Origin of the sequence: Zongyangia hominis, assembly GCF_014385095.1 — a bacterium.
Lineage (GTDB): Bacteria > Bacillota > Clostridia > Oscillospirales > Ruminococcaceae > Zongyangia > Zongyangia hominis.
Genome location: NZ_JACRTC010000007.1, coordinates 30,148 through 53,612, shown reverse-complemented (window position 1 = coordinate 53,612; position 23,465 = coordinate 30,148). Strand labels below are relative to the sequence as shown.

At 57.6% G+C, this 23,465-nt stretch carries 19 protein-coding genes and 1 other annotated feature; of the genes, 11 read left to right on the top strand and 8 right to left on the bottom strand.

Annotation, left to right across the window (positions count from 1 at the left end):
* Positions 1 to 203 precede the first annotated feature (203 nt).
* The gene (locus H8709_RS09980; RefSeq protein ID WP_262398232.1) at positions 204 to 1,466 is read right to left on the bottom strand and encodes a Sapep family Mn(2+)-dependent dipeptidase; all 1,263 of its coding nucleotides are present in this window, start codon (positions 1,464 to 1,466) and stop codon (positions 204 to 206) included.
* Here H8709_RS09980 and H8709_RS09975 point away from each other — a divergent pair.
* Positions 1,465 to 1,728 (top strand): hypothetical protein, encoded by a 264-nt coding sequence (locus H8709_RS09975; RefSeq protein WP_262398231.1) that lies wholly within the window; start codon positions 1,465 to 1,467, stop codon positions 1,726 to 1,728. The two genes, H8709_RS09980 and H8709_RS09975, sit on opposite strands and share 2 nt — an antisense overlap.
* Here the strand turns inward: H8709_RS09975 and glmS are convergent.
* The 5 genes from glmS to H8709_RS09950 form a co-directional block, all read right to left on the bottom strand.
* On the bottom strand, positions 1,715 to 3,538 hold the full coding sequence (gene glmS / locus H8709_RS09970) for a glutamine--fructose-6-phosphate transaminase (isomerizing) (protein ID WP_262398230.1): 1,824 nt from the start codon (positions 3,536 to 3,538) through the stop codon (positions 1,715 to 1,717). The two genes, H8709_RS09975 and glmS, sit on opposite strands and share 14 nt — an antisense overlap.
* Positions 3,539 to 4,240: 702 nt before the next feature.
* Positions 4,241 to 5,323: a prenyltransferase/squalene oxidase repeat-containing protein gene (locus H8709_RS09965; RefSeq protein ID WP_262398229.1), complete on the bottom strand. Its 1,083-nt coding sequence runs from the start codon at positions 5,321 to 5,323 to the stop codon at positions 4,241 to 4,243.
* A gap of 59 nt (positions 5,324 to 5,382) precedes the next feature.
* Positions 5,383 to 5,925, bottom strand: coding sequence for a hypothetical protein (locus tag H8709_RS09960; RefSeq protein WP_262398228.1), 543 nt, complete (start codon positions 5,923 to 5,925; stop codon positions 5,383 to 5,385).
* Between the two features lie 33 nt (positions 5,926 to 5,958).
* On the bottom strand, positions 5,959 to 6,588 hold the full coding sequence (locus H8709_RS09955) for a J domain-containing protein (protein WP_262398227.1): 630 nt from the start codon (positions 6,586 to 6,588) through the stop codon (positions 5,959 to 5,961).
* On the bottom strand, positions 6,581 to 7,456 hold the full coding sequence (locus tag H8709_RS09950; protein WP_262398226.1) for a DUF5685 family protein: 876 nt from the start codon (positions 7,454 to 7,456) through the stop codon (positions 6,581 to 6,583). Before H8709_RS09950 ends, H8709_RS09955 begins: the two co-directional genes overlap by 8 nt.
* Before the next feature lie 410 nt (positions 7,457 to 7,866).
* Between H8709_RS09950 and H8709_RS09945 the strand changes: the two genes are divergently transcribed.
* The 6 genes from H8709_RS09945 (at position 7,867) to H8709_RS09920 (ending at position 14,611) form a co-directional block, all read left to right on the top strand.
* Entirely contained in the window at positions 7,867 to 8,445 is a 579-nt protein-coding gene (locus tag H8709_RS09945; protein ID WP_262398225.1) for a manganese efflux pump MntP, read from the top strand.
* Between the two features lie 329 nt (positions 8,446 to 8,774).
* Complete coding sequence (locus H8709_RS09940; protein ID WP_392391681.1) at positions 8,775 to 10,163, top strand: sodium:solute symporter family protein; 1,389 nt, start codon at positions 8,775 to 8,777, stop codon at positions 10,161 to 10,163.
* Positions 10,164 to 10,357: 194 nt separating this feature from the next.
* On the top strand, positions 10,358 to 11,671 hold the full coding sequence (locus H8709_RS09935) for a phenylacetate--CoA ligase family protein (protein WP_392391680.1): 1,314 nt from the start codon (positions 10,358 to 10,360) through the stop codon (positions 11,669 to 11,671).
* Position 11,672: 1 nt separating this feature from the next.
* The gene (gene iorA / locus H8709_RS09930) at positions 11,673 to 13,412 is read left to right on the top strand and encodes an indolepyruvate ferredoxin oxidoreductase subunit alpha (protein WP_262398223.1); all 1,740 of its coding nucleotides are present in this window, start codon (positions 11,673 to 11,675) and stop codon (positions 13,410 to 13,412) included.
* A 1-nt stretch (position 13,413) separates the two neighbouring features.
* Positions 13,414 to 14,004 carry an indolepyruvate oxidoreductase subunit beta gene (locus tag H8709_RS09925; protein WP_262398222.1) on the top strand — a complete coding sequence of 197 codons (591 nt, stop codon included), beginning with the start codon at positions 13,414 to 13,416 and terminating at the stop codon, positions 14,002 to 14,004.
* Between the two features lie 175 nt (positions 14,005 to 14,179).
* Complete coding sequence (locus H8709_RS09920) at positions 14,180 to 14,611, top strand: ACT domain-containing protein (protein WP_262398221.1); 432 nt, start codon at positions 14,180 to 14,182, stop codon at positions 14,609 to 14,611.
* Between the two features lie 78 nt (positions 14,612 to 14,689).
* Here H8709_RS09920 and H8709_RS09915 read toward each other — a convergent pair whose 3' ends face one another.
* Positions 14,690 to 16,420, bottom strand: coding sequence for a B12-binding domain-containing radical SAM protein (locus tag H8709_RS09915; protein WP_262398220.1), 1,731 nt, complete (start codon positions 16,418 to 16,420; stop codon positions 14,690 to 14,692).
* A gap of 158 nt (positions 16,421 to 16,578) precedes the next feature.
* Positions 16,579 to 16,841, top strand: a binding site (T-box leader).
* Positions 16,842 to 16,959: 118 nt separating this feature from the next.
* Between H8709_RS09915 and H8709_RS09910 the strand changes: the two genes are divergently transcribed.
* Positions 16,960 to 18,627: a 2-isopropylmalate synthase gene (locus H8709_RS09910; RefSeq protein WP_262398219.1), complete on the top strand. Its 1,668-nt coding sequence runs from the start codon at positions 16,960 to 16,962 to the stop codon at positions 18,625 to 18,627.
* Positions 18,628 to 18,843: 216 nt separating this feature from the next.
* Here H8709_RS09910 and pap read toward each other — a convergent pair whose 3' ends face one another.
* A complete protein-coding gene (gene pap, locus H8709_RS09905; RefSeq protein ID WP_262398218.1) occupies positions 18,844 to 20,334 on the bottom strand; it encodes a polyphosphate:AMP phosphotransferase in 1,491 nt (496 codons plus the stop codon).
* A 253-nt stretch (positions 20,335 to 20,587) separates the two neighbouring features.
* Here pap and H8709_RS09900 point away from each other — a divergent pair, with 253 nt between their 5' ends.
* The 3 genes from H8709_RS09900 (at position 20,588) to H8709_RS09890 (ending at position 23,429) form a co-directional block, all read left to right on the top strand.
* On the top strand, positions 20,588 to 21,439 hold the full coding sequence (locus tag H8709_RS09900; RefSeq protein WP_262398217.1) for an RNA polymerase sigma factor: 852 nt from the start codon (positions 20,588 to 20,590) through the stop codon (positions 21,437 to 21,439).
* A 2-nt stretch (positions 21,440 to 21,441) separates the two neighbouring features.
* Positions 21,442 to 22,122, top strand: coding sequence for a DUF2461 domain-containing protein (locus H8709_RS09895; RefSeq protein WP_262398216.1), 681 nt, complete (start codon positions 21,442 to 21,444; stop codon positions 22,120 to 22,122).
* A 371-nt stretch (positions 22,123 to 22,493) separates the two neighbouring features.
* Positions 22,494 to 23,429: a zinc dependent phospholipase C family protein gene (locus H8709_RS09890; RefSeq protein ID WP_262398215.1), complete on the top strand. Its 936-nt coding sequence runs from the start codon at positions 22,494 to 22,496 to the stop codon at positions 23,427 to 23,429.
* Positions 23,430 to 23,465: the final 36 nt, after the last annotated feature.

Sequence of the window (23,465 nt, the reverse complement as noted above, 5' to 3'; positions counted from 1 at the left end):
TGTAAGAATGTGCATTGTAATTTTTAGTATACCATATTGTTCATCTTTTTCACAGAGAAAATTAAAAAAATATACAAATTACCACAAAGTTTTATTCATATTTCTGTATTCTTTAGATATTTAGTAAAGGAATTATAGAATTTTGTCAGAGTGCACCAAAATGCATAGGAAATACTGGAAAGAATCTCTTACGATTATATCAACTATTGCAATAATGCCGCAATGGCCCCTGCAATAATCTGGTAGTTTTGCTTCATCGAATCCACGGACCAGAACTCGTCGACCTTGTGGCACATATCCACTTCACCCGGGAAAAAGATGCCGAAGGCCACGGCATTGTCAAAGGCCCGGGCATAGGTGCCGCCGCCGGTGGAGATGGGCGGGGTGTCGAGACCAGTGTAGTCGTGAAACACTTTTTGCAGGGTGGTGACCAGCTTGCTATCCTTTTCCACATAGAGGGGAGCCACATTGAGCTGCATCTCCACGGCGAAGCCCAGGGGTTCCACCGCCTGTCGAATGGCTTCCACCACCGTTTCGGGGGCAAAGGTCACCGGGTAGCGGATGTCGCAGCGCAGCTCGGCGTGATCGGCGTCGACTTTGGCCACAGCGGGGTTGAGGGTGAGCTTCCCCGAGGGCTCATCGGAAAAGTCGATGTGAAGGTCATGGACATTGGCCATCTTGACAAGGTCCAGGAAGGGATGGGCATAGCCCTCTTCCGAGAGCTGCCCGCACAGCTTGATAAGTGCGTTGACGCCGAGCTCCGGCTCCATGGCGTGGGAGGGGATGCCGGTGGCTTCGTACTTTTTGCCGCCAATCTCGGCACAGGCATAGGCGGGCACAATGTTGGCCTGCTTGCCGGCGGAAAGGACCATGGGCTTAACCCCATCGTCCAACGCGCGGCTCAGGCGCACCCGGAGGATACCCTTCTCGGCGTAGATGACCGGGTACATGGCATCAGGGGAGAAGGCGCAGGTGGGCAGCTCCTCGGTTTCCTTGTAGCGGTCCAAGCATTTCCAAGCGCCGCTCTCCTCGTCGCCGCCGACGATGAGGCGCACCCGCTTGTTCATCTGGCATCCGCTCTCCGCAATGGCCTTCATAGCGTAGAGGGAGACGATGGCGGGACCCTTGTCGTCGCAGGCGCCGCGTCCGAACATTTTGCCGTCCCGGATGGTGCCGTCAAAGGGGTCGCAGCTCCAGCCATCGTCCACCGAAACGGTGTCCACGTGGACAAGGATGCCGATGATCTCTTCGCCCTCGCCCATTTCCACCCAGCCGCAGTAACCGTCCAGGTTTTTGGTCCGAAAGCCGAAGGATTTGCCGAGATTCAGCACATAGTCGATGGCGTCCCCCACCCCCCGGCCCAGGGGAGCGCCCTCCTCGGGCGCGGAGCCGTTGACGCTTTCGATATGAAGGAGGCCCTGGATGTCTTTGAGCATCTGCTCCTCCTGTAAGGGATATTGTTTCATGGTAAAAATCATCCTTTCTTCCAGTGCTTCCCAAGGCGGGGAAAGCGCGGGATTCTATGATATGAGCGATAGTTCGCAAGGAAGATACACGATGTATACAATTATAGTGCATAATGTCCTTTTTGTAAACGAAATCACCAAGATCTGTGAAGGTGGGAAGGATTTTCCGGTACGATTTATAAAAGATGCACAAAAAGGCAAAAAAACGCCTCCCGGCCGTCGGTCGGGAGGCGTCTTGAATGGTTTGGTTATTCGACAGTGACGGATTTTGCCAGGTTGCGGGGTTTATCCACGTCGCAGCCCCGGAGAATGGAGGTGTAGTAGGCGAGGAGCTGCAACGGGGCCACCGACAACAGCGGCATGAAGATTTCCGGCAGGGCGGGGAGCTTGATGACAAAGTCGGCGATCTGGGCGGTGTTTTCACAGGTGTCGTCGCAGATGAGGAAGACGCAGGCGCCCCGGCTCTTGACCTCTTTGATGTTGCTGGCCATCTTTTCAAACAGGCTCTTCTGGGTGCCCAGCGCGATGACGGGGGTGCCGTCCACGATCAGGGAGATGGGGCCATGTTTGAGCTCGCCGGCCGCATAGGCCTCGCTGTGGATATAGGTAATCTCCTTGAGCTTGAGAGATCCCTCCATGGCCAGCGCGTAATCGAGTCCCCGGCCCAGATAGAACAGGTCGTGGGCGTTTTGGAGCTTGGAGGCATAGAACTGGAAGCTCTGGCTGTCCTTAAGAATCTCGGCGATATGCTCTTCCACACTCATCAGGTTCGAGGTGTATTCCCGCGCGAAAGCCTCGTCGGCAAAGCCACGGAGCATGGCGAATTTGATGGCCAGCAGGTACATGACGGAAATCTGCACCGTGTAGGCTTTGGTACTGGCCACGGCGATTTCGGGCCCTGCCCAGGTGTAGATGACCGCGTCGGCCTCCCTGGCGATGGAGGAGCCCACCACGTTGACGATGCCCAGGACGAAGACGCCCTGTTTCTTGGCCAGCCGCAGAGCGGCCAGGGTATCGGCCGTCTCGCCCGACTGGGAGACGATGATGACCAGGTCCTTGTCTCTATTTAAAATGGGGTTTTTGTACCGGAATTCGGAGGCAATCTCCACCGTTACCGGCAGTCTGGCCAAGCGCTCAATGAGATACTGGCCCACATAGCCCGAATGCATGGCCGTGCCGCAGGCCACGACCACGACGCGCTCGAAGCGGCGCAGATCCTCGTCGCAGATCTTATCGCAAGCGAAATTGGGCAGTCCGTCCACGATGCGGGGGGAGACGGTGTTGTGGAAGGCGGTGGGCTGCTCATGGATTTCCTTGAGCATGAAGTGGGGATAGCCCCCCTTCTGGGCCGCTTCCAGGTCCCAGGTGGCCGTCTGGACCTCCTTTTCCACATGGTTGCCGTAAATGTCGCTGATCTCCACGTGGTCCCGGGTTAGGACGGCGATTTCGCCCTCTTCCAGCAGATAATAGTCGCGGGTATGTCCCAGGATAGCGGGAATATCGGACGCAATAAAGTTTTCGCCTTTCCCTAAGCCGATAATCAGGGGGCTATCTTTGCGCACGGCGTAAACTTTGTCGGTCTCGCCTTCAAAGATGATGCCCAGCGCGTAGGACCCCTCCAAGCGAAGCACGGCCTCCCGGATGGCCTCCAGGGGGTCGCCGTGATAGAATGAGTCGATGAGATTGACCACCACTTCGGTGTCGGTTTCGGACTGGAAGACATAGCCATCCCCTTGGAGCATCTGGCGCAGGGGAAGGTAGTTTTCGATAATGCCGTTGTGTACGAGGGAGACATGCGCGCTGGAATGGGGATGGGAGTTTATATCGGAGGGCTCGCCGTGGGTGGCCCAACGGGTGTGCCCGATGCCGCAGAAGCCCTGGGGCTTGCCGACTTCCTCCATCTTCTTTTCCAGATCGGCCAGCCGTCCCTTGGATTTGACCACTTCGATGTCATTGCCCGCAAAGACCGCCACGCCGGCCGAGTCGTAGCCCCGGTATTCCAGCTTTTTGAGCCCGTCGATAAGGATGTCTGATGCGTTCTGGCTGCCGATATATCCAACAATTCCACACATAAAAAACCTCCGTGTCCCGCTGGGAAAGGCGCACAAAGACGGCCCTTCCGGCGCGGCAGCCGCTTTTTGTGGCGAGCGGCACACCTATTGAGACGGGCGCAGCTATGCCCCCGCCTTTTGGCTCCAAGACGCCGCAAAAAGGCGCAGAGCCACCGGACCCTTTTTGCGCAAAGGGCCGGATATCTATAAGATTCAACCGTTATGTTTCACTTTTTCCGCAACAGCGGCGAAATGGATGCGCGCTTTCCCTTTGTCCCGGAGTCGCCCCCGGATTTTGTGGAGAGCATGTCGGCCGGTCATCCGCGGCCGGGGAGGTATCCGCCGAAGATTCGATATTCCTCCCACCTCGTTAACGCACAGGGTGCAGTTCCCTGCGGTGCATGGCGCTTTTGTGAAGATCCCGCGATCCTCCTTTCCCTTTATTTTTCCTGTTCTGCCCTGTGTCACTCCCCTTCCTTTCCATAAAATAGCGTACGGCAATGTTGGCAACGCGGCAATCGTACAATGTCCACACGCTTTTTGGCCTGTCAGGGCTGGAACGCAAAAGAGAGCCAACCCCAGGGCGTACATGTTGACCGTCGCCAAAGCTTACCGATAAAAATAGGTGCACGGCAAACAACCCGCTGCCATACACCCATATTATATGTGAATTACATGATTTTTGCTAGCTTTTTCTTGTGGTTTCGCACAAAAATTTGGAATTTATTCATCTTTCGGCGGGTTGTCCCCTGCCGGCAAATGCTCCTTGTTCCGTGGGGAGCGCTTCGCATCGATTTTGGGCCCGAGCTTTTTGGTGAGCAGGAGCATCACATAGACGACCGCGATGACGCCGATGGTCATGAGGATAAAGCTGCCGTAGGTCTTGACCGCGCTGGTTTCATAGGGAGTGAGGGACACTGCTGTAAAATCGAAGAGAGCGCCCCCGGCACGCACCGCCTGCAAGGCGCACAGGGCGGGGAAGGTGGACGCCGTATCACTCTTTTCCCCTAGGACGTCCGCAAAGCCATTGTCGTCGTTTTGGAAGAGAAAGAGGGTGTCGGTGAGGGGCCGCCCGTTTTTGAGAAAGCGCTCGTCCTGAACAGAGGCGCCTGATGCGTTTAGCGCCAAAATGGTCCAACTGACCGCGTCGGCGCTTTTTGTCCCGGAGGTGGCAAGATAGGTCCCGTCGCTTTGCAGCGCCCCGGCAAGATAGGCAAGGCCCTTCTCCACCGCGCCCCGGGTCCCGCCCAGAGGCGCCAGGGCGATCACCGCCATGGCCGTACTCTGGGGGTCGCTCATGGCGTTTTTGACCTGTCCGAAGCCGCCGTCCTGGTTTTGCATGGCGAGCAACGTTTCCTGGATATGTCCGGCTGTCCAGGCGCCAGTTTCGTCCGTGGGGGCAAAGCCGCCGCAGCTAAGCGCCAGTAAGGCGAAGGCCAGGTCCCGGGGCGACTCGTTGTCGAGCAGAGGGGAAGCGCAGAGGAGATCGACAAGATTGAGCCCGCCGCAGCTTCGCGGGTCGGTGCCCGCAGCGGTCAGGGCCAGAATGCGGGTGGTGAGAGCGGCCACATCGGACGCGTCCTCGCCCGCGGCCTCCTTTTGCAGGGCACGGACGTCTTTCCCTTTTGGCTCATTTCCAGTGATGCGGGCGGCGAGCACCTTAACGGCGCTGTCGCCCTGCCGGTCGAGATAGGCGCGGACCTCCACAATGGAGCTGTCCAGCGGATGGGCGGCAAAAGCGGGCAGGGCAAAGAGCAGGCAGGCCGCCAGCAGCACAGACACCCAGCGAAAACTACGTCGTAACAAGGAAAGTCCCCCTTTATGAAGTCACAAAGAAAGCCCTCCAATGAGGGCTTTGTCTTCCACTATTTAATCTTGCGCAAAAACTTGGGCCGAAACCAGTTGATGTACATGGAGATGACGCGACTGAGGGCGAAGTCGTAGATGATAAAGACCACATTGCCCAGCGCCAGCAGCACCAGCACCGAATAGCGTCCGAAGTCGCCGAAGGAGTCGAGGACCTCGGAGATTCCCATGACATTGATGATGAAGAGATAACCCGCGACGATGCAAGCGTTAAAGGTGAGGAGTTTAACCACCCATTCCAATACCCGGTTGGGAATCATCTGCTCGATGATGCCTTTGAGGATGGGATAGTGGCCGAAAAAGGCGATGAACATGATGGCCGCTTCTCGGTCGGGCGTCATAAAGATGGAGAGGATGGACACCGCCGCATAGACGATCAGCGCCTGCTTGGAGCCAAACTCCACCACCATGGCCACCAGAATCAGTCCCGCCAGGGCGGGGAGGGCATAGGTCGCAAAGGGAAAGAGCCCCGTCATAAACATGAGCATGATACAAAGACCCGAGATCATGCCGCCCAGCGCGATTTTGGTGCTGCGTTTCATTGTCAATTGAGCCTTCCTTCGTTTAGTGTCGCCTTAACAGCAGGAGATCAGGTCGCCGCCCATGCACTCGCAGCAGCAGTCGGCGCAGATAAGGCCGCTACACATGTCGCACGAAGAGCATCCGCCGGCGTTCTGGTTGGTGCGGTAGCCGCCCGGGGCGCTCTGGCTGTAACCGGTGGCACGCTGGGAACCCATTTGGTTGAGGGCCGCCCGATATTCGGGATTGCCGGGATTCATGGCGACCGCCCGGTTAAAATAACTGTACGCCTGGTCGAGCCATCCGCGGGAATAGAAGACGCTGCCCTTGAGGAAATACCACTCGGCGTCCCGGGTGTCAGTGGGGGTGCCCTCGAGGATTTCCTCCGCTTCTCCCAAACGACCCCGCTGAATCATCTGGCGCACGTCGGCAAAGCGGCCGGAACCGCCGTAACCGGCGCCATAGCCGGTATTGTAGCCGCCGCTTTGGTGCCCAGCCTTGCGGGAGGCCTGAATTTGGTCGTAGGCTTCGTTAATTTCCTTCATCTTTTCGGCGGCCAAATCGCCTAAGGGATTGTTGACATAGTGGTCGGGATGGTATTTTCGGGCCAATTCCCGGTAGGCCGACTTGATTTCCTCGTCGGTGGCATTGGGGGATACGCCCAGCACCTTATAAGGATCACTCATGTTGTTTGCTCCTTTTTGTTCTGATTTGATTCATAGTATCTGCAAATCCAAGATAGATGACGTTGTCAAAAATGGGCCGAAACCGCTGGATGTCCAGTAGCTCATAGGCCGCGCCGATTTCAGCGGTGGTCAGATTGAGGGAGCCCTTGGCCTCCTCGGCCACCTTTTCTATCTTTTCCTTTTCTCCCGGCTTTATCTGATACGCCGCCAGAAAAGGATTGTAATTTCCTTTTTCCAGGTCCTCGTCCATGTCGTCCAGGGCGTCGATGAGATAAATCCACCGGCCCAAAAGATAGCCGAAGCGGCCAAGCACCCGTTTTTGCCGCTCGTCCCGGGCCATTTCCTCGCAGATGCGGGAGAGAAACTCGGCGGATGGATGGGCGGCTTCGTCCACATGTTGGCACCCCGCCTGTTCCAGCGCGGCTTGCCGCTCGGTGGACTCCTTCATGATTTCGTCGATCTTCGGCCGCCTCTTGGCCGCCTTTTTCCGCGCGCGCCCAACAAAGGGAAGGAGCAGATACCCCCGGAGCTTTCCGAGAAAGCCGCCGTCCGACATGTCGTCGCGCACCTTATAATAGAGCATGATCTGGGCCACGTCCGCGGAAAAAGCCAGGGACGGGTTTTTAAGACAGCAGTTTTTCTTTTTGAGGGGATTGGCAAAGCACCGCTGCCGCTCAAACCGGGGACAGGACCCGTCCAAGGCCATGTCCAACATGGCGAGAAACGCGAAGTCGTAATTGAGGGTAAAGCGGGCAAAATACCCAAAACTGCGGCCCAGCTGTTTGCAAAGCCCGCAGTAGACCGATTGGTAGATTTCAAACTCTTTGATTTTGAGTTCCGGCTTACAGGGCCTGACATAACCGAACAAAGCAACACCGTCCCGCCTGAAAGCTATTTGGTAAACAATACAAAATATTGTACACGAATGGTCCTTTAAAAGCAATGAAAAAAGTGTAAACATAGCGATTTCTGGCGGCTTTGTCATATTCCTAAGGCCCGGATACTATGCTTATGATAAGCCGGCCACCCCTCCAGCGGTCTCTGATCCGGACGGGCTTTGGCGGGCGTGCCGGCGGACAAAACAGCCGTAGCGCAGCAGCTGCTATTTTTCGCTCATAAGGCACGGAGTTGGTTTAGCGCGGATGTGCCTGGGCGCCTGCTTTTTTGAAGCGCAGCCGTAAAAAAGAGCGGAAGGGATTCCTTGACAGGGAGCGAAAAGTCCGCTACAATTTTAATATTTCAGATCTTGCTGGAAGACGATGGGAGAGAGGGATTTTTTTGAGTATACTCACCTTGTTTTTGCTGGCCTTGGGGCTTTCCATGGACGCGTTTGCCGTCTCCATCTCCAACGGCCTTTGTTTTCGCAACGTCAAGGGCCTGACTTTGGTGGGAATGGCGCTGTCCTACGGCGTCTTTCAGGCCCTGATGCCCCTCATCGGCTACGCCCTGGGCACCACTTTCAGCGGCCTCATCGAATCGGTGGACCACTGGATCGCGTTCATCCTGTTGGGCGTCATCGGCGGCAAGATGGTGGCCGAGGCGGTCCAGGAGTTGCGCTCCCCCGAAGGGGACGCCTGCCCGGCGGCCAAGACCCTCACCTTCCGCACCTTGATGGTGCAGTCGGTGGCCACCAGCATCGACGCCCTGGCCGTGGGCATCAGCCTGGCCATCATGCGGGTGAACCTCCTCCTCTCCGTGGGCTTCATCGGCGCGGTGACCTTTGTCTGCTGCCTCGTCGGCGGTTTTATCGGCAAAAAGCTGGGCGGGGCCCTCAAGCAAAAGGCCGAAATCTTCGGCGGCGTTATCCTGGTGCTCATCGGCGTCAAAATCCTCCTCGAGCACCTGCTGGGCGTGTGATCCGCCGGATGGCAGGCCCCTCATTTTGACTGTTTGCAGGGCCGGTTTCCAGGCATTTTGTCGAAGACAGACAAAAAACAAAACAAAACTTTGGACGAAAGGCAGGGGATTTCCCCTGCCTTTTTGTTGACTTTTGCGAGTTAAAGCAGTATACTGTCACAAGATGCTTTAATGGATAAACGCGTTAAAGCAGTGGAGAGCCGGGAAAACCGGCGGATAAAGGAGACGGAAAAATGACAGTATGGATCATTCTGGCGGTGTATGTCATACTCATGGCGGTCACCGGGTTTATCAGCTTTAAAAAGGCGGACACCCTCACCGGCTTTGTGGTGGGCTCCCGGAGCGCGGGCCCCTGGTTTTCGGCCTTTGGCTTTGGCACCACCTACTTTTCGGCGGTGATCTTTATCGGATACGCGGGGCGCTCCGGCTTTGATTTCGGGCTCTTTGCCATCCTCATTGGCATCGGCAACGCGGTGCTGGGGTCGTGGCTGGCTTGGAAGGTGCTGGCCAACCGCACCCGGGAAGTCACGAGGAGGCTGAAGATCAAGACCATGCCCCAGTTTTTTGAAAAACGTTATTTTTCCCGGAGTATGAAGCTCTATGCGGCCATCATGATTTTTATCTTCATGACCCCCTATTCGGCCAGCGTCTACTCGGGACTGAGCTACCTGTGCGAGACGGTGCTTCATGTGCCCTATCAGATTGCCATGGCGGCCATCGCGGTGGTGGCGGGGCTGTATTTGGTGCTGGGCGGCTATTTCGCCACACTGCTTGCCGACTTTATCCAGGGCATTATCATGCTCGTGGGCGTGGCGGCCATGCTCTTCTTCGTCAGTGAGAGCGGCCAGGTGGGAGGCTTAGCGGCGGGAGTTTCCGGCGTATGGGAGAGCATGACTGCCCAGGCCGACGTCCTCTTCACCCCCCAGACGGCCTTGTCCGTCATCTGCCTTATTCTTTTGACTAGCGTGGGAAGCTGGGGCATGCCCCAGATGGTCCACAAGTTTTACGGCATCAAAAACGAGGACGGCGTCAAAAAGGGCACCGTAATTTCCACCGTGTTCGCCCTGATTATCGCGGGCGGCGCCTACTATATCGGCTCCCTGTCCCGGCTCTTTTTCACCGAGGTGCCCACCCTGGGCGGCAAGGCAAACTACGACCTCATTATCCCCCAGATTCTGACCCAGACATTGCCCGTCGTCCTGTTGGGCGTGGTGCTCGTACTGGTGGTGTCCGCGTCGGTTTCCACCCTGTCGGGCATTACCCTGACCTCCTGCTCGACCATCTCCATGGACCTAGTGGCCGACCGGGTGCCCAAATTCGCCGAGAGCAAGGCCAAAACTTTGACCCTGACGCGGGTGCTGTGCGCCGTCTTTATTCTGGCGTCCTATCTGATCGCCTCCTTTAAGACCCCCATCCTGACCCTGATGTCCTTTTCCTGGGGCACCATTTCGGGCGCTTTCCTGGCCCCCTATCTGCTGGGGCTCTACTGGAAGGGGATGAACCGGGCGGGGGCCTGGTGCGGCATGATCGCGGGCCCGGTGGTCTCGCTGGGGCTTGCGATTGTCAGCGGCTTTAATTCCGCCCAGGCCACCATCTTCGGCGTCACCGCCATGGCGGTTTCCTTTGTGGCCTGCTTTGTGGGCAGTCTCATCGCCGGGAAGATGGGGAAGGTGCAAGACAACACCCATTTTTACGATAAGGCCTATTTTGTCAAATAAAACCACCCTTGGCGGCACAAAAGAGAGGGGCGAAACGCCCCTCTCTCCTTGTGCTTTCCGGCGCTTTTTGCAGGAAAAGCGGGGAAAACCCGGGCGAAAGGGCGGGAATTTGAGAGAAACTCCCGCGGGATGGTGGCATTGTGCGGGATTTTGCGGTATAATTAAATTTATGTTTGATTCGGAGAGTGATGACAGTGTTCTGGCAGAAAGATTTGGAGACCATGGACCGGGCCAGCATCGAGCGGATACAGCTCGAGCGGCTGCAGCACATCGTGAAATATTGCTACGACAACGTGCCGTTTTACCACGAGCGGCTGGAAAAGGCGGGGGCGACCCCGGACAAAATTAAGACCCTGGGGGATGTGGAGCGGATTCCGTTTACCACCAAGGACGACATCCGGGACACCTACCCGTTCGGCCTGTTCGCGGTGCCCATGAAGAAGGTGGTGCGCCTGCACGCCTCCTCCGGCACCACCGGAAAACCCACCGTGGTGGGCTACACCAAAAATGACCTGGATACCTGGTCCGACCTGATGGCCCGTCTCATCGTGGCCGCCGGCGGACGGGAGGACGACATTGCCCAGATCGCCTTCGGCTACGGCCTCTTCACCGGCGCTCTGGGGCTCCACTACGGCTTGGAGCGCATCGGCGCCACCGTGGTGCCCACCTCCTCCGGCAACACCGAGAAGAGTATCATGCTCATGCATGATTTTGGCACCACCACCCTCATTTCCACCCCCTCCTACGCCCTGTATATGTCGGAGGTGGCCCGGGAGATGGGTTACCAAAAGGACGACTTCAAGATGCGGCTGGGCCTGTTTGGGTCCGAGGGCTCCACGGTGGAGATGCGAAACGCCATTGAGGAGGCCTGGGGCATCTTCGCCACCGACAACTACGGCATGAGCGAGCTGATGGGGCCGGGCGTCTCGGGCGAATGCGAGCGCCGGGAGGGACTGCATATCAGCGAGGACTACTTCCTGCCCGAGATCATCGACGGCGCCACCGGAGAGACTCTGCCCCGGGGCGCGACGGGGGAGCTTGTCATCACCACCCTGGGCAAGGAGGCCTTCCCGCTGCTCAGATACCGGACTAAGGATATCACCCGCATCAACTACGACAGGTGCGAATGCGGCCGGACCTTTGCCCGGATGGACAAGGTCATGGGCCGCACCGACGACATGCTCAAAATTCGGGGCGTCAACGTCTTCCCGACCCAGATCGAAAGCGTCATCGTGGGCATGAAGGGCATCAGCCCCAATTACCAGATCGTCGTCACCAGAGAGGGCTTCATGGACAAGCTGGAAATTAACGTCGAGCTCATCGACGAGACGCTCCTAGAGCGCTTCGCGGAGCTGGAAAACCTCCAGCACACCATAAAAGACAAGCTCCGCTCCGTTCTGGGCCTGGACGCCAAGGTGAATCTGGTCCAGCCCAAACAGATCGAACGCTTTGCCGGCAAGGCCAAGCGGGTCGTCGACCTGAGAAACCAAACGAAGGAGGAAAAATAAGTTGAAAACCTTATTGTTGGGAAATGAGGCAGTGGCCAGAGGGCTCTATGAGGCCGGCTGCACCGTCGTTTCCAGTTATCCCGGCACCCCCAGTACCGAAATTACCGAGGCGGTGGCCAACTATAAAGAAATCTACGCCGAGTGGGCCCCCAATGAAAAGGTGGCCATGGAAGTCGCCATCGGCGCGTCCATCGGCGGCGCCCGCTCCTTCTGCGCCATGAAGCATGTGGGGCTCAACGTGGCGGCCGACCCCCTCTTTACCTCCACCTACACCGGCGTGAACGGCGGCATGGTCATCGGCGTGGCCGACGACCCCGGCATGCACTCCTCCCAGAACGAGCAGGATTCCCGCCACTACGCCATGGCGGCCAAGCTCCCCATGGTGGAGCCCGCCGACTCCCAGGAGTGCAAGGAGTTTGTGGCCGCGGCCTATGAAATCTCCGAAACATACGACACCCCGGTCCTTCTGCGCCTCTCCACCCGCATCTCCCACTCCCAGAGCCTGGTGGAACTGTGTGACCGCAAGGAAGTGCCGCTCAAGGAATATAAAAAGAACCCGGCCAAGTACGTCATGGCCCCCGCCAACGCCAAAAAGCGCCACGTGGTGGTGGAGGAGAGAATCCTCGCCCTCAAAGAGCTGGCGGAAAAGACGGGGCTCAACCGCATCGAGGACGCGGACAGCAAGATCGGCGTCATCACCTCCGGCATCTCCTATCAGTATGTCAAGGAGGCAGTGGGGGAGAAGGCGGCCGTCCTCAAGCTGGGACTGGTCAACCCCCTGCCGGTGGAGCTCATCCGGCAGTTTGCTCAGAAGTACGAGACGATCTACGTGGCGGAGGAGCTCGACCCTATCATCGAGACCCACGTCAAGGCCCTGGGCATCGACTGCCACGGCAAGGACGTCTTCCCGCTCATCGGGGAGCTCTCCCAGCGCCTGGTCAAAAAGGTCCTCTTCGGGGAGGAGAGCCCCTATGACGTATTCGGCGAGGATGTGCCCATCCGCCCGCCGGTCATGTGCCCGGGCTGCCCCCACCGCGGCGTCTTCTACGTCCTCTCGAAGCTGGGCGTCATGGTCAGCGGCGACATCGGCTGCTACACCTTGGGCGCCTCCGCGCCGCTCTTCGCGGTGGATTCCACCGTCTGCATGGGCGCGTCCATCTCGGGCCTCCACGGCTTCAATAAGGCCAGGGGTCTTGACAGCGCCAAGAATTCCGTCGCCGTCATCGGCGACTCCACCTTTATGCATTCGGGCATCACGGGCCTCATTGACATCACTTATAACGAGGGTGTTTCCACCGTCATCGTCATGGATAACTCCATCACCGGCATGACCGGCCACCAGCAGAACCCCACCACCGGCAAGACCCTCAAGGGGGACATTGTGGAAAAGGTGAGCATCGAGAAAATCTGCGAGGCTGCGGGCGTCAAGAGAATCCGGGTGGTGGACCCCTTCGATATGAAGGAGACCGAGCGGGTCATCAAGGAAGAATTGGCCGCGGAGGAGCCGTCGGTGATCATCACCCGCCGCCCCTGCGCGCTGCTTAAATATGTCAAGCATGAGAAGCCCTTCACGGTGGACCGGGACAAATGCAGAAGCTGCAAGATGTGTTTAAAGATCGGCTGTCCGGCCATCAGCATGCAGGACGGCAAGGCCGCGGTGGACGAGACCCTCTGCGTGGGCTGCGGCCTGTGCAAGTCCCTGTGTCCGTTTGACGCCATCCAGAGCGGGGAGGAGAAATAACATGAGTGAAAGCAAAAGCATTATGATCGTCGGCGTGGGCGGACAGGGCTCCCTGCTCGCCAGCCGGATTTTGGGCAATGTGCTCTTAAACCAGGGCCACGACGTCAAGGTGTCGGAGGTCCATGGCATGAGCCAGCGCGGCGGCAGCGTCGTCACCTATGTCAAATACGCGGACAAGGTCTATTCCCCCATCGTGGAGCTGGGGGAGGCCGACGCCATCATCTCCTTTGAGCTGCTGGAAGCGGCCCGGTATGTCTCCTATCTCAAAAAGGGCGGCAAGATCGTGGTGAGCGATCAGCAGATCGACCCCATGCCCGTCATCACCGGCGCGGCGGAATACCCTGGGGACATCCTGCAAAAGCTCAAAGACAAGGGCATCCAGGTGCTGGCTTTAGACGCGCTGACTTTAGCCAAGGAAGCCGGCAACGCCAAGGCGGCCAACGTGGTGCTCATGGGGGCACTCTCCAATGTGATGGAGTTTGAGGAAAAAGTCTGGCTCGACGCGGTGCGGGAGTGTGTACCGCCCAAGTTTTTGGAACTCAACCTCAAAGCTTTCGCCCTGGGCCGCCAGGTCCAGTTGGAGGAAAAGTAAAATTCCTGGGGCAATGTTCGTCAGAACTGTCTGCGGGAGGCGGTGCAAAATTCTGCCAAAGTATGGTATACTAGAAGTAAGACGGCAGGGCCGCCGCGCGGGCGACGGGGAAGAGGGTGACGCCCTTTCGCCGCCGGGCGCCCGCGCTCTAACAGCCAAGTGAGGAGGGATCTTTGTGGTTGTCAAACAGCTATCCGTGTTTATTGAAAACAAGTCGGGCAGACTGGTGCAGATTACGGAAATCCTGGGTAAAAACAAGATAGATATTCGCGCGGTGTCCATCGCGGACACCACCAGCTTCGGTATTTTGCGGCTCATTGTGGATGACCCGGACCGGGCCAAGAGCGTCCTGCGGGAGGCCGGTTTTACCGTGTCCATCACCGAGGTGATCGCCATCGCTATCGAGGATGAGCCGGGGGGCCTTTCCAAAGCCCTGCGGGTGCTCTCCAACGCCCAGATCGGCGTGGAATATATGTACGCGTTTTTAAGTAAGGAAGACAAGACCGCATATGTCATCCTCCGGGTGGAGGACAACGACGAGGCGGCGCGGGTTTTACAGGCCGCCGGGATCAAATGTCTCTCGTCCGAGGACATCTGCAACATCTAGATCAAATGAAGAAAAGCCAGCCGTTTACCGGCTGGCTTTTTTATTGTGCTCGTTTACTGCGCAAAGCAGCGTCACCGGTCACTTGGCCGGGTACGGCAGCTTGGTGACGGCGCTTGGCTCCAAGCGGTTTTTCCCCCGATAGTCAAAGAGATACGCCGTCTCCCGGCGGGAGGCGGGGGAAAGGGGGTCGAAGGGGAAAACTTCCAGATGGGTGACGCGGGCGATCTGTCTCGGGTCGAGCCCCTCATAGGCTGGCAGGAAGCGGGCGATGTTCTCGGGATTGCGGTAGAAGTCGGAAATCCACGCCCGATAGAGGGGGGCAAGCTCCCACTGGCAGCAGGCGGGGAGCTTCTTGGCCTTTTCGTGGCGGTAGATGTCAAAGCGCATGAGCCACCGTAAATCCTCGTCGGGGCCGGTGATGGAGGACACAAAGGCGTCCAGGATGTCATAGAGGGCCTCCTTGGTGTGGGACGCCCCGTCGTATCCCCGCGCCTTCCAGTACCGGCTGAGAGCCTCAAAGAAAGCGAAGGGGGAGGAAAACGCCGGGAGCGCCCGCTCCAAGGAGCGGGGAAAACGGCCGGAATTGTAGTAGCGCTCCACCATGTCCTCCACCCCTTTGAGTCGCAGCAGGTCGTCAAAGGAAATTACCGGGGTGGAGAGCACCTCGTAGGGGGGCCGGGAGGAACAGACAAGGCCCAGTTCCTCCCGGTGGGCGTCCAAACCGCTGCCCTTTAGCAGCTTGAGAAAGCCCAGTTGCAGCTGCTGGGGTCTGAGGGCGAAGACGTCGTCGAAGGAGCGGGCGAAGGTGGCGTAGTCCTCATAGGGGAGCCCGGCGATCAGGTCCAAATGCTGATGGATATTGCCCAGGGCCTGCACCTGTCGGACCCGGTGGAAGATTTGCTCCACCCGGTGGCCGCGATGGATGGCGGCCAGGGTGGGGGCGTGGGTGGACTGGACGCCGATTTCAAACTGAAAGAGCCCCACCCGGGCGCTTTTGAGAAGCTCCATGTCCTCGTCCCGCAAAAGGTCGGCGGAAAGCTCGAAGTGGAAATTGGTCACCCCGTTGTCGTGCTCGATGAGATACTTCCAGATGGGGCGGTAATAATCGGGGCGGCAGTTAAAAGTCCGGTCCACGAATTTGACCTGGGGCACGCGGTGGGAAAGAAAGCGGTCGAGCTCCCCGCGGATTTTATGGAAGCTCTTGTAGCGCAGGGCCTTGTCCTCCCCGGAAAGACAATACTGGCAGTCGAAGGGACAGCCCCGGCACCCTTCATAGTAGACGATTTGGTGGCTTAACTCCTCCAGGTGATCGTAGGGGAAGGGGAGCTCGTCCATGGGGAGGAACCCGGCCGACGGGTTCTGGCGGACTTGACCGCCCGCCCGGTAGACAAGGCTTGGCACCGCCGCTAAATCGCTGCCCTCTTCCAGCGCGTCCAAGAGGGCCAAATAGCCCTGCTCCCCCTCCCCGGTGATGAGATAATCGGCGTCGGGCAGTTCGGCGAGCAGCTCCGCGCATCCAAAGGAGACCTCCGGGCCGCCTAAGATCATCTTGGTTTGGGGGAGTATTCGGCGCAGGTCAGGGAGCAGGGCGCGGACCACGCCGATGTTCCAGAGATAGCAGGAAAAAGACAGGGTGTCGGGCCTGGCGCGGTAAATTTCCTCAAGAAGAAAGGAGGGCTGTTGGTTGATGGTAAATTCGAGAAAATCCACATCAAAATTCCGTCTGTCGCGGACATAACCTTTGAGATAACGCACGGCCAGATTGGTGTGGATATATTTGGCGTTGATGGCAACGAGCAAATGCTTCATGGATGTGACGGATTCCTTTCCTGCCGGGCATTCCGGCGTACTGCCTTCATTGTAGCACACCGGGAGGAAAACCTCAATTTCCCAAAGAAGGGCGCAAAATTTCTGAAAAAAAGATTTGACAAGGACGGCGGGATGGAGTATATTTAAGTCAAATCAAAGGAAATGCGCTGAAGTGGAATAGTAGGATTTCCCTTTCCTTTCAGAGAGCCGCCGGCAGGTGCGAGGCGGCAGGGAAGAAAGTCTGAACTCGCCGCCGAGCAGCTCGCTGAAATGCAAAGAGTAGGTGGAGCCGGAGCCTGACCGTTACAGCAGGAGGATATAAGGTTTTTGTGAAAAAGCCCGTATCTGATGAGGGTATGTCCCCGCGAGGGACATAAAAACGAGTGGTACCGCGTAAGATGACAAGTCTTTCGTCTCGATAGAAGAGACGAAAGGCTTTTTTTATTGTCTTTTAGGCGGGCATATCGGAAAAATCAAGCATCAGCATACAGATACGGAAGCAGTTTAGGCCGTCAGACGGCCGGAAAGGGTGAATGGGTATGAAAAACGTAGGAAAGTACACCAGAGGGTATTTTCTGCCCCCCGAGTCCTGCATGGACTGGACCAAGAAAGAATACATCGACAAGGCGCCGGCCTGGTGCAGCGTGGATTTGCGCGACGGCAACCAGGCGCTGGTGGTGCCCATGAGTTTGGAAGAGAAGGTCGAATTTTTTAAGCTTCTGGTCAAGATCGGCTTTAAGGAGATCGAGGTGGGATTCCCGGCGGCCTCCGAGACGGAATACGACTTTGTCCGCACCCTGATCGAGCAGGACCTCATCCCCGACGACGTGATGATTCAGGTGCTCACCCAATCGAGGGAGCACATCATTCAGAAGACCTTCGAGTCCTTAAAAGGCGTCAAGCGGGCGGTGGTGCATCTGTATAACTCCACCTCGGTGGCCCAGCGGGAGCAGGTCTTTCAAAAGGGTAAGGAAGAGATTGTCGACATCGCCGTTTCTGGCGCCAAGCTTTTGCAGCAGTATGCTGAGGAAATGGAGGGGGACTTCCAGTTTGAGTATTCCCCCGAGAGCTTTACCGGCACGGAGATGGAGTTTGCGCTGGACATCTGCAACGAGGTGCTGGACGTCTGGCAGCCCACGGCGGAAAATAAAGTCATCATCAACCTGCCGGTCACCGTCTCCTTCTCCATGCCCCATGTCTACGCGTCCCAGGTGGAGTACATCAGCCGCCACCTCCACCATCGCGACAGCGTGATTTTGTCGCTGCACCCCCACAACGACCGGGGCAGCGCCGTGGCCGATGCCGAGATGGGCATTCTGGCCGGCGGAGAGCGGGTGGAAGGCACCCTCTTCGGTAACGGCGAGCGCACCGGCAACGTGGACATCGTCACGCTGGCCCTCAACATGTATTCCCAGGGCGTGGACCCGGGTCTCGACTTCTCCAACATGCCCGAGATCGTCTCCTTCTATGAAGAGACCACCGGCATGACGGTCAACGACCGCCAGCCCTACGGCGGCAAGCTGGTCTTCGCGGCCTTCTCCGGCTCCCATCAGGACGCCATCGCCAAGGGCATGAAGTGGCGGGAGGAAAAGGCGTGCGGACACTGGAACGTGCCCTATCTCCTCATCGACCCCAAGGACATCGGGCGGGAGTACGACGGCGACGTCATCCGCATCAACAGTCAGTCGGGCAAGGGCGGCATCGGCTACATCCTGGAGCAGAAATACGGCTTCGACATGCCCAAGAAGATGCGGGAGTGCTTTGGTTACCAGGTCAAGGGCGTGTCCGATCATCAGCATAAGGAGCTCAAACCCGAGGAAGTCTATGCCATCTTCATGCAGTCCTTTGTCAATATCGAGTCGCCCATCACCTTCCACAGCGTCCACTTTATCCATCCCGACGACTTTGAGGCCACCGTGGCCGTGGCCGTGGGCGGAAACGCCCAGGAGTTTAAGGGCTGGGGCAACGGCCGTCTGGACTCGGTGAGCGCCGCGCTCCAAAAGGGGCTGGGCCTCGAGTACTCCCTGGTCACCTACAAAGAGCATGCTTTGGAAACGAGCACCAAATCCCGGGCGGCGGCCTATGTGGGCATTGTGGACGCCCATAACCGTCCCTTCTGGGGCGTGGGCATCCACAACGATATCATCACTGCGTCGGTCAAGGCCCTCATCAGCGCCATCAACAACATGCAAAAATGCGCCAGATAGCCTGTGTCCCAGACGGATGTCCTCCCATCGAGGAGGAAAGCTTCCTGCGTCAGCCCACTGTGGGCGTCGGTTTTCCGTGTGGAGCGGTTGGCAGGGAGGAGCCGTCCTCGGTGCCCCCCGACAAGGGAAGCAGATTTCTGTAAAATCAACAGCATCCCATATCCCTACAAAAAAGAGCCCGGCAGTATGCCGGGCTCTTTTGCTTGTTTTTATTCGTTACAGCCGCAGTTCGATGGCATGGTTGAGGGTGCGCAATGCCTTGATGCGGGCAAACTTCTTGTCGTTGGACTCAATGATGTTCCAGGGGGCGAAGTCGGTGGAGGTGTAGCGGAGCATGTCGTCCACCGCCTCCTCATACTGGGGCCATTTTTCCCGGTTGCGCCAGTCCTCCTCGGTGATCTTCCACTGTTTGGAAGGGGTGTTCTGCCGCTCGGTGAAGCGCCTGAGCTGTTCGTCCCCGTCGATGTGGAGCCAGAACTTGACGATGATGGCGCCCCAGTCGGAGAGCTCCTTTTCAAATTCGTTGATCTCCTGATAGGCCCGGTGCCACTCCTCGCTGGTGCAGAAGCCCTCGATGCGCTCCACCATCACCCGGCCGTACCAAGTGCGGTCGAAGATGGCCAGGTGGCCGGTCTTGGGAATATTGCGCCAGAACCGCCAGAGGTAGTGATGGGCAAGCTCGTATTTGTCGGGCGCGGCGATGGGGATGGCCTCATAGCCCCGCGGATCCAGCGCGGCGGCCACCCGGCGGATGTTGCCGCCCTTGCCAGCCGCGTCCCAGCCCTCGTAAGCCACAATGACGGGGATCTGCTTTTTATAGATCTTGTTGTGAAGGACGGAGAGCTTTTCCTGCTGTTTTTTCAGTTGCTCCTTGTAGGTCTCATCGGTGAGGGTGCGGTTGAGGTCGATATCCGCGAGTTTGGGCATCTCCAACAGCCGGAAGTTGGGGGAGAGGATCACCGGGGCGTCCACCGGCAGGGGATGGTGGTCCTCCCGCTTTTTGGCCACGGCCTTTTCGATGGCGCTGACAACAATGGAATAAATATCGGCCATACAGCTATTTTTGTCGTGGCTGGACACCACGTGCCAGGGCGCATACTCGGTGCTGGTGTTTTCCAGCATCTCGTCTAAGACTTCATAGTAGCGGTCGTATTCCTTGTTGCGCTTTAAGTCTTTCTTGGTGACCTGCCACGCCGTATTTTTGGAGGAGAGAAGCTTTTCAAAGCGCTCCTTCTGGTCCTTTTTGCTGATGTGGAGGAAGAACTTGATGATCAAATACCCGTCGTCGGAAAGCTGGCGCTCAAAGGTTTTGATGCTCTCAGTGCGCCGGACGATCTCCTCTTCTGTGATGTCCTCCTCCAGCTTTGCCACCGAGATGTCCTGGTACCAACTCCGGTCATAGATGGCCATCTGGCCCTGGGCGGGAATTTTGTTCCAATAGCGCCATAAAAGCGGTTTGCGGCGCTCGGCCTCGTCGGGCGCGATAAAGGAGGTGACGCTGAAATAGCGGGGGTCCAGGTTGAGGATCAGGTCGGCGATCCGGGTCCCCTTGCCCGAAGCGCCCCACCCCTCAAAGAGGATGATCACAGGCAGGCGGTTGGCCTTGATGCTCTGCTGCAGCTGGGTCAGCCGCTCTTTGAGCCCCGCAGAAACCTGTTTATATTCTTCTTTCATCATGACCTTTTTCAGATCTACTTTTTCGAGCATGTGATGACCCCCAAATCTTTGGCAGTAATAACCATTGGTTTGTGTATATTATAACTGATTTTCTCTTTTAATACAATCATATTTTATTGATGTTGACGATCTCAATCCATTGTCAGAATGCGGATATTTTCCATTTGACAGATTCGGCTTAGAACCCGTAGAATGAAACCGGGCCGCAAAGGCCGCAAAGCAGAAAAAATTTTGTCACACTCCTCTGTTTTTGGCGTCTAACAAAATAGGAGGTGTAAACAAAATGAAGATAGAAAACGAAAGTCAGCTCATTATGCAGGCGTCGGATGGCGACAGGGAGGCGTTGGAAGTCCTCCTGCACAGCGTCCGGGACATGGTGTTCAGTCTTTCCCTGCGGATGCTGGGACTCATTCCCGACGCGGAGGACGCCACCCAGGAAATCCTCATCAAGGTGATCACCCACCTGAGTTCATTCCAAAAGGAAAGCAGTTTTTCCACCTGGGTCTTCCGGGTGGCGGTCAACCATCTCAAAGACTACCGGAAGGGAATGTTTACCGAGCGCCCGCTCAGCTTTGAATTTTACGGCGAGGACATCGCCTCGGGCCGGGAAGCGGATGTGCCGGACTTAACCGGCGGCGTGGACCGGGCGCTGTTGGAGCGGGAGCTCAAGCTCTCCTGCTCCAACGTGATGCTCCAATGTTTGGACGCCGAGAGCCGGGCAATTTATGTCCTGGGCACCATGTTTCGGCTTTCCAGCCCCACGGCGGCGGAAATTCTGGGGATGTCCCCCGAAGCCTACCGGCAGAGGCTCTCCCGCATCCGCAAAAAGGTGGGCGCGTTTTTGGGGGAATACTGCGGGCTCTCGGGCACAGGAATTTGCGCCTGCAGGCGGCGGGTGAATTATGCCATTGCGACCCACAGGTTAGACCCCGCCCGCTTGGATTTTCAGTCCATGGAGGAGTGCGGTTACGACGAGATCGGTTCCTACACCGACGCCATGGAAGAGCTCGATGAACTCTCCCAGATTTTCGCCGGTTTTCCCGCCTACCGTTCCCCGGAAAACATCATCGGATGGATTCGGAAGATGATGGATTCTCAGAGCTTCCAGACAGCCGTGAGAGGACAGGAGGTGTGAGGATGAAGATGGAAAGCATGCTGGGGTATCTAAGCGCCTTAGAACAAAACAATAACCGGGAATGGTTTCATGAACATAAGGCCCAATATGAGGTGGCCAAAGCGGATTTTGAAGAAATTGTCGAAACGCTCAGCCTGGAGCTGCGAAAGACCGACGTGAAACTGCCCCTTTTCGCGGCGCGGGACCTCACCTTTAAACTCCAGCGGGACACCCGCTTCAGCCACGACAAATCTCCCTATCACCCCGCCTTCCGCGCCCATATTTCCTATGGGGGAAAGCTTCCCATCCCCGTGGGGTACTATCTTTACCTCCGCCCCGGCAATCGGTCCTTTTTGGGCGGGGGATTATTTACGGACTTGTTGAAAGACGCCACAGCTATGGTCCGGGACAGTCTGGTGGAGCACGGGGCGGAGTGGGAGGAAATTCTCTCCGCGCCCGACTTTCAAATGAACTTCACGGTGGGGGGAACCAAGCTCAAAAACGTGCCCCGCGGCTATGACGCCGCCCACCCCCAGGCGGAGTATCTCAAACAGAAAAGCTGGTATCTCGAGTACCCCGTCTCGGACGAGCGGATTCTGGCACCGGACTTTACAGCCTTCGCCGTGGACATCTTTGGAAAGATGCGGCCCTTTAACGGCTTCCTCAACCGGGCGTTGGAGGACTTTCAGATGCCCGCGCGATAGAGAGAATAGGCGCGGGCTTTCTTCAAAGCCCGGCCCATCGGAGAAAAAGACACAACCGCGCTTTGGCGGCTGTGTCTTTTTCGGCTCCCCAAAGCTCTGGCGGGGTGGATTTTGGGGGGCATACCGTAAGCGCTCGCGATGCGCCGCCGCCCGGCATGGCCCAAGCTCCCGGCTTGGACCATACCGAATGACAGACAAAAACTGCCTTTGTTTACAGGAAAGATGGTAATTCCCTCACAAGAATGTGGTACACTATCTCTGATCAAGCGCAGAGGCAACAGCCTTTCCGCGCACAACTGAAGCGCCGGGAAACTCCGGCGGCATGGACCGCCCGACATCCGGGCGGCGGCAAAGTAAGGGAGATGACCAATTTGCCCGCTTATATTACCCACAATCTGCTGGGGACCGAGGCCCTCGCAAGGCTGGAAGCGCCGGAAATCATAGGCGTGGTCGAAAGAAACCGGGCGGCCTACGACTGGGGCACCCAGGGCCCCGACCTGCTGTTTTTCCACCGGGTTTATCTCAACCCCTTTGGGGAGGTAATCAAAACCGGGGTGCGGATGCATCGCGCGCCGGTGCCGCCCTTACTCAACGCCTTCTTGCGCTATCTCAGGGAGCGCCGGGGGGAGGGGCGCTTCGAGACGGATTTTGCCTATTTCCTGGGCTTTCTCACCCACTATGTCCTGGACAGAACCGCCCATCCCTATGTCTATGCCATGGTGGAGGAGCGGGCGAAACTCTGCCTCCCCTTTGAGAAAAAGGGACTCCATCACCAGATCGAAAGCGCCATCGACGCCATCTTGTGTAGGGAAAGGCTGGGAATCCAGGCGAAAAACTACCCCCTCTTTTACCGGATGAAGGACGAGACCGTCCACCGCCGGGTGGCGCGGATGCTCCATGTGGTCATCCGGGAATCCATGGGAGAGAATTTGGCGGTGGAGGATCTTCGAGCCGCCTTCTCCGACACCCTCAAGTGCGAGGAATTTCTCCTGGATACCAAAGGGACTCACCGGAGCCTCTCGGCGTGTATCGACCGGCTGCTCGTCCACGGCAATCTGCTGGAAGCCATGCTTAAACCGGAGCCGCCTCCCTTTGACGCGGTTAACCGCGGGGAACGCCCCTGGCGCAGTCCCGCCCATCCTGAGCGGGAGAGCCGCCAGAGCTTCTTTGCCCTCTTTGAGGAAGCGGCGGCGGAGTCGGCAAGGCTGATGACCCAGGCGGATGCGCTTTTGCACCGGGGAGAATTTTTCCCCGACGAGCCCATGGAGGGCTTTGATAACGGCAGCCCTTCCGCAAGAGACGCATAACAAAGGCCGCGCTCAACATGAGCGCGGCCTTTCTGT

Coding starts and splice junctions, on each gene's coding strand:
- H8709_RS09955 (WP_262398227.1), bottom strand. CDS start 6,588: ATGAGTGATCCTTATAAGGTGCTGGGCGTATCCCCCAATGCCACCGAC.
- H8709_RS09980 (WP_262398232.1), bottom strand. CDS start 1,466: ATGAAACAATATCCCTTACAGGAGGAGCAGATGCTCAAAGACATCCAG.
- H8709_RS09895 (WP_262398216.1), top strand. CDS start 21,442: ATGAAGATGGAAAGCATGCTGGGGTATCTAAGCGCCTTAGAACAAAAC.
- H8709_RS09975 (WP_262398231.1), top strand. CDS start 1,465: ATGGTAAAAATCATCCTTTCTTCCAGTGCTTCCCAAGGCGGGGAAAGC.
- H8709_RS09960 (WP_262398228.1), bottom strand. CDS start 5,925: ATGAAACGCAGCACCAAAATCGCGCTGGGCGGCATGATCTCGGGTCTT.
- glmS (WP_262398230.1), bottom strand. CDS start 3,538: ATGTGTGGAATTGTTGGATATATCGGCAGCCAGAACGCATCAGACATC.
- pap (WP_262398218.1), bottom strand. CDS start 20,334: ATGCTCGAAAAAGTAGATCTGAAAAAGGTCATGATGAAAGAAGAATAT.
- H8709_RS09910 (WP_262398219.1), top strand. CDS start 16,960: ATGAAAAACGTAGGAAAGTACACCAGAGGGTATTTTCTGCCCCCCGAG.
- H8709_RS09925 (WP_262398222.1), top strand. CDS start 13,414: ATGAGTGAAAGCAAAAGCATTATGATCGTCGGCGTGGGCGGACAGGGC.
- H8709_RS09900 (WP_262398217.1), top strand. CDS start 20,588: ATGAAGATAGAAAACGAAAGTCAGCTCATTATGCAGGCGTCGGATGGC.
- H8709_RS09915 (WP_262398220.1), bottom strand. CDS start 16,420: ATGAAGCATTTGCTCGTTGCCATCAACGCCAAATATATCCACACCAAT.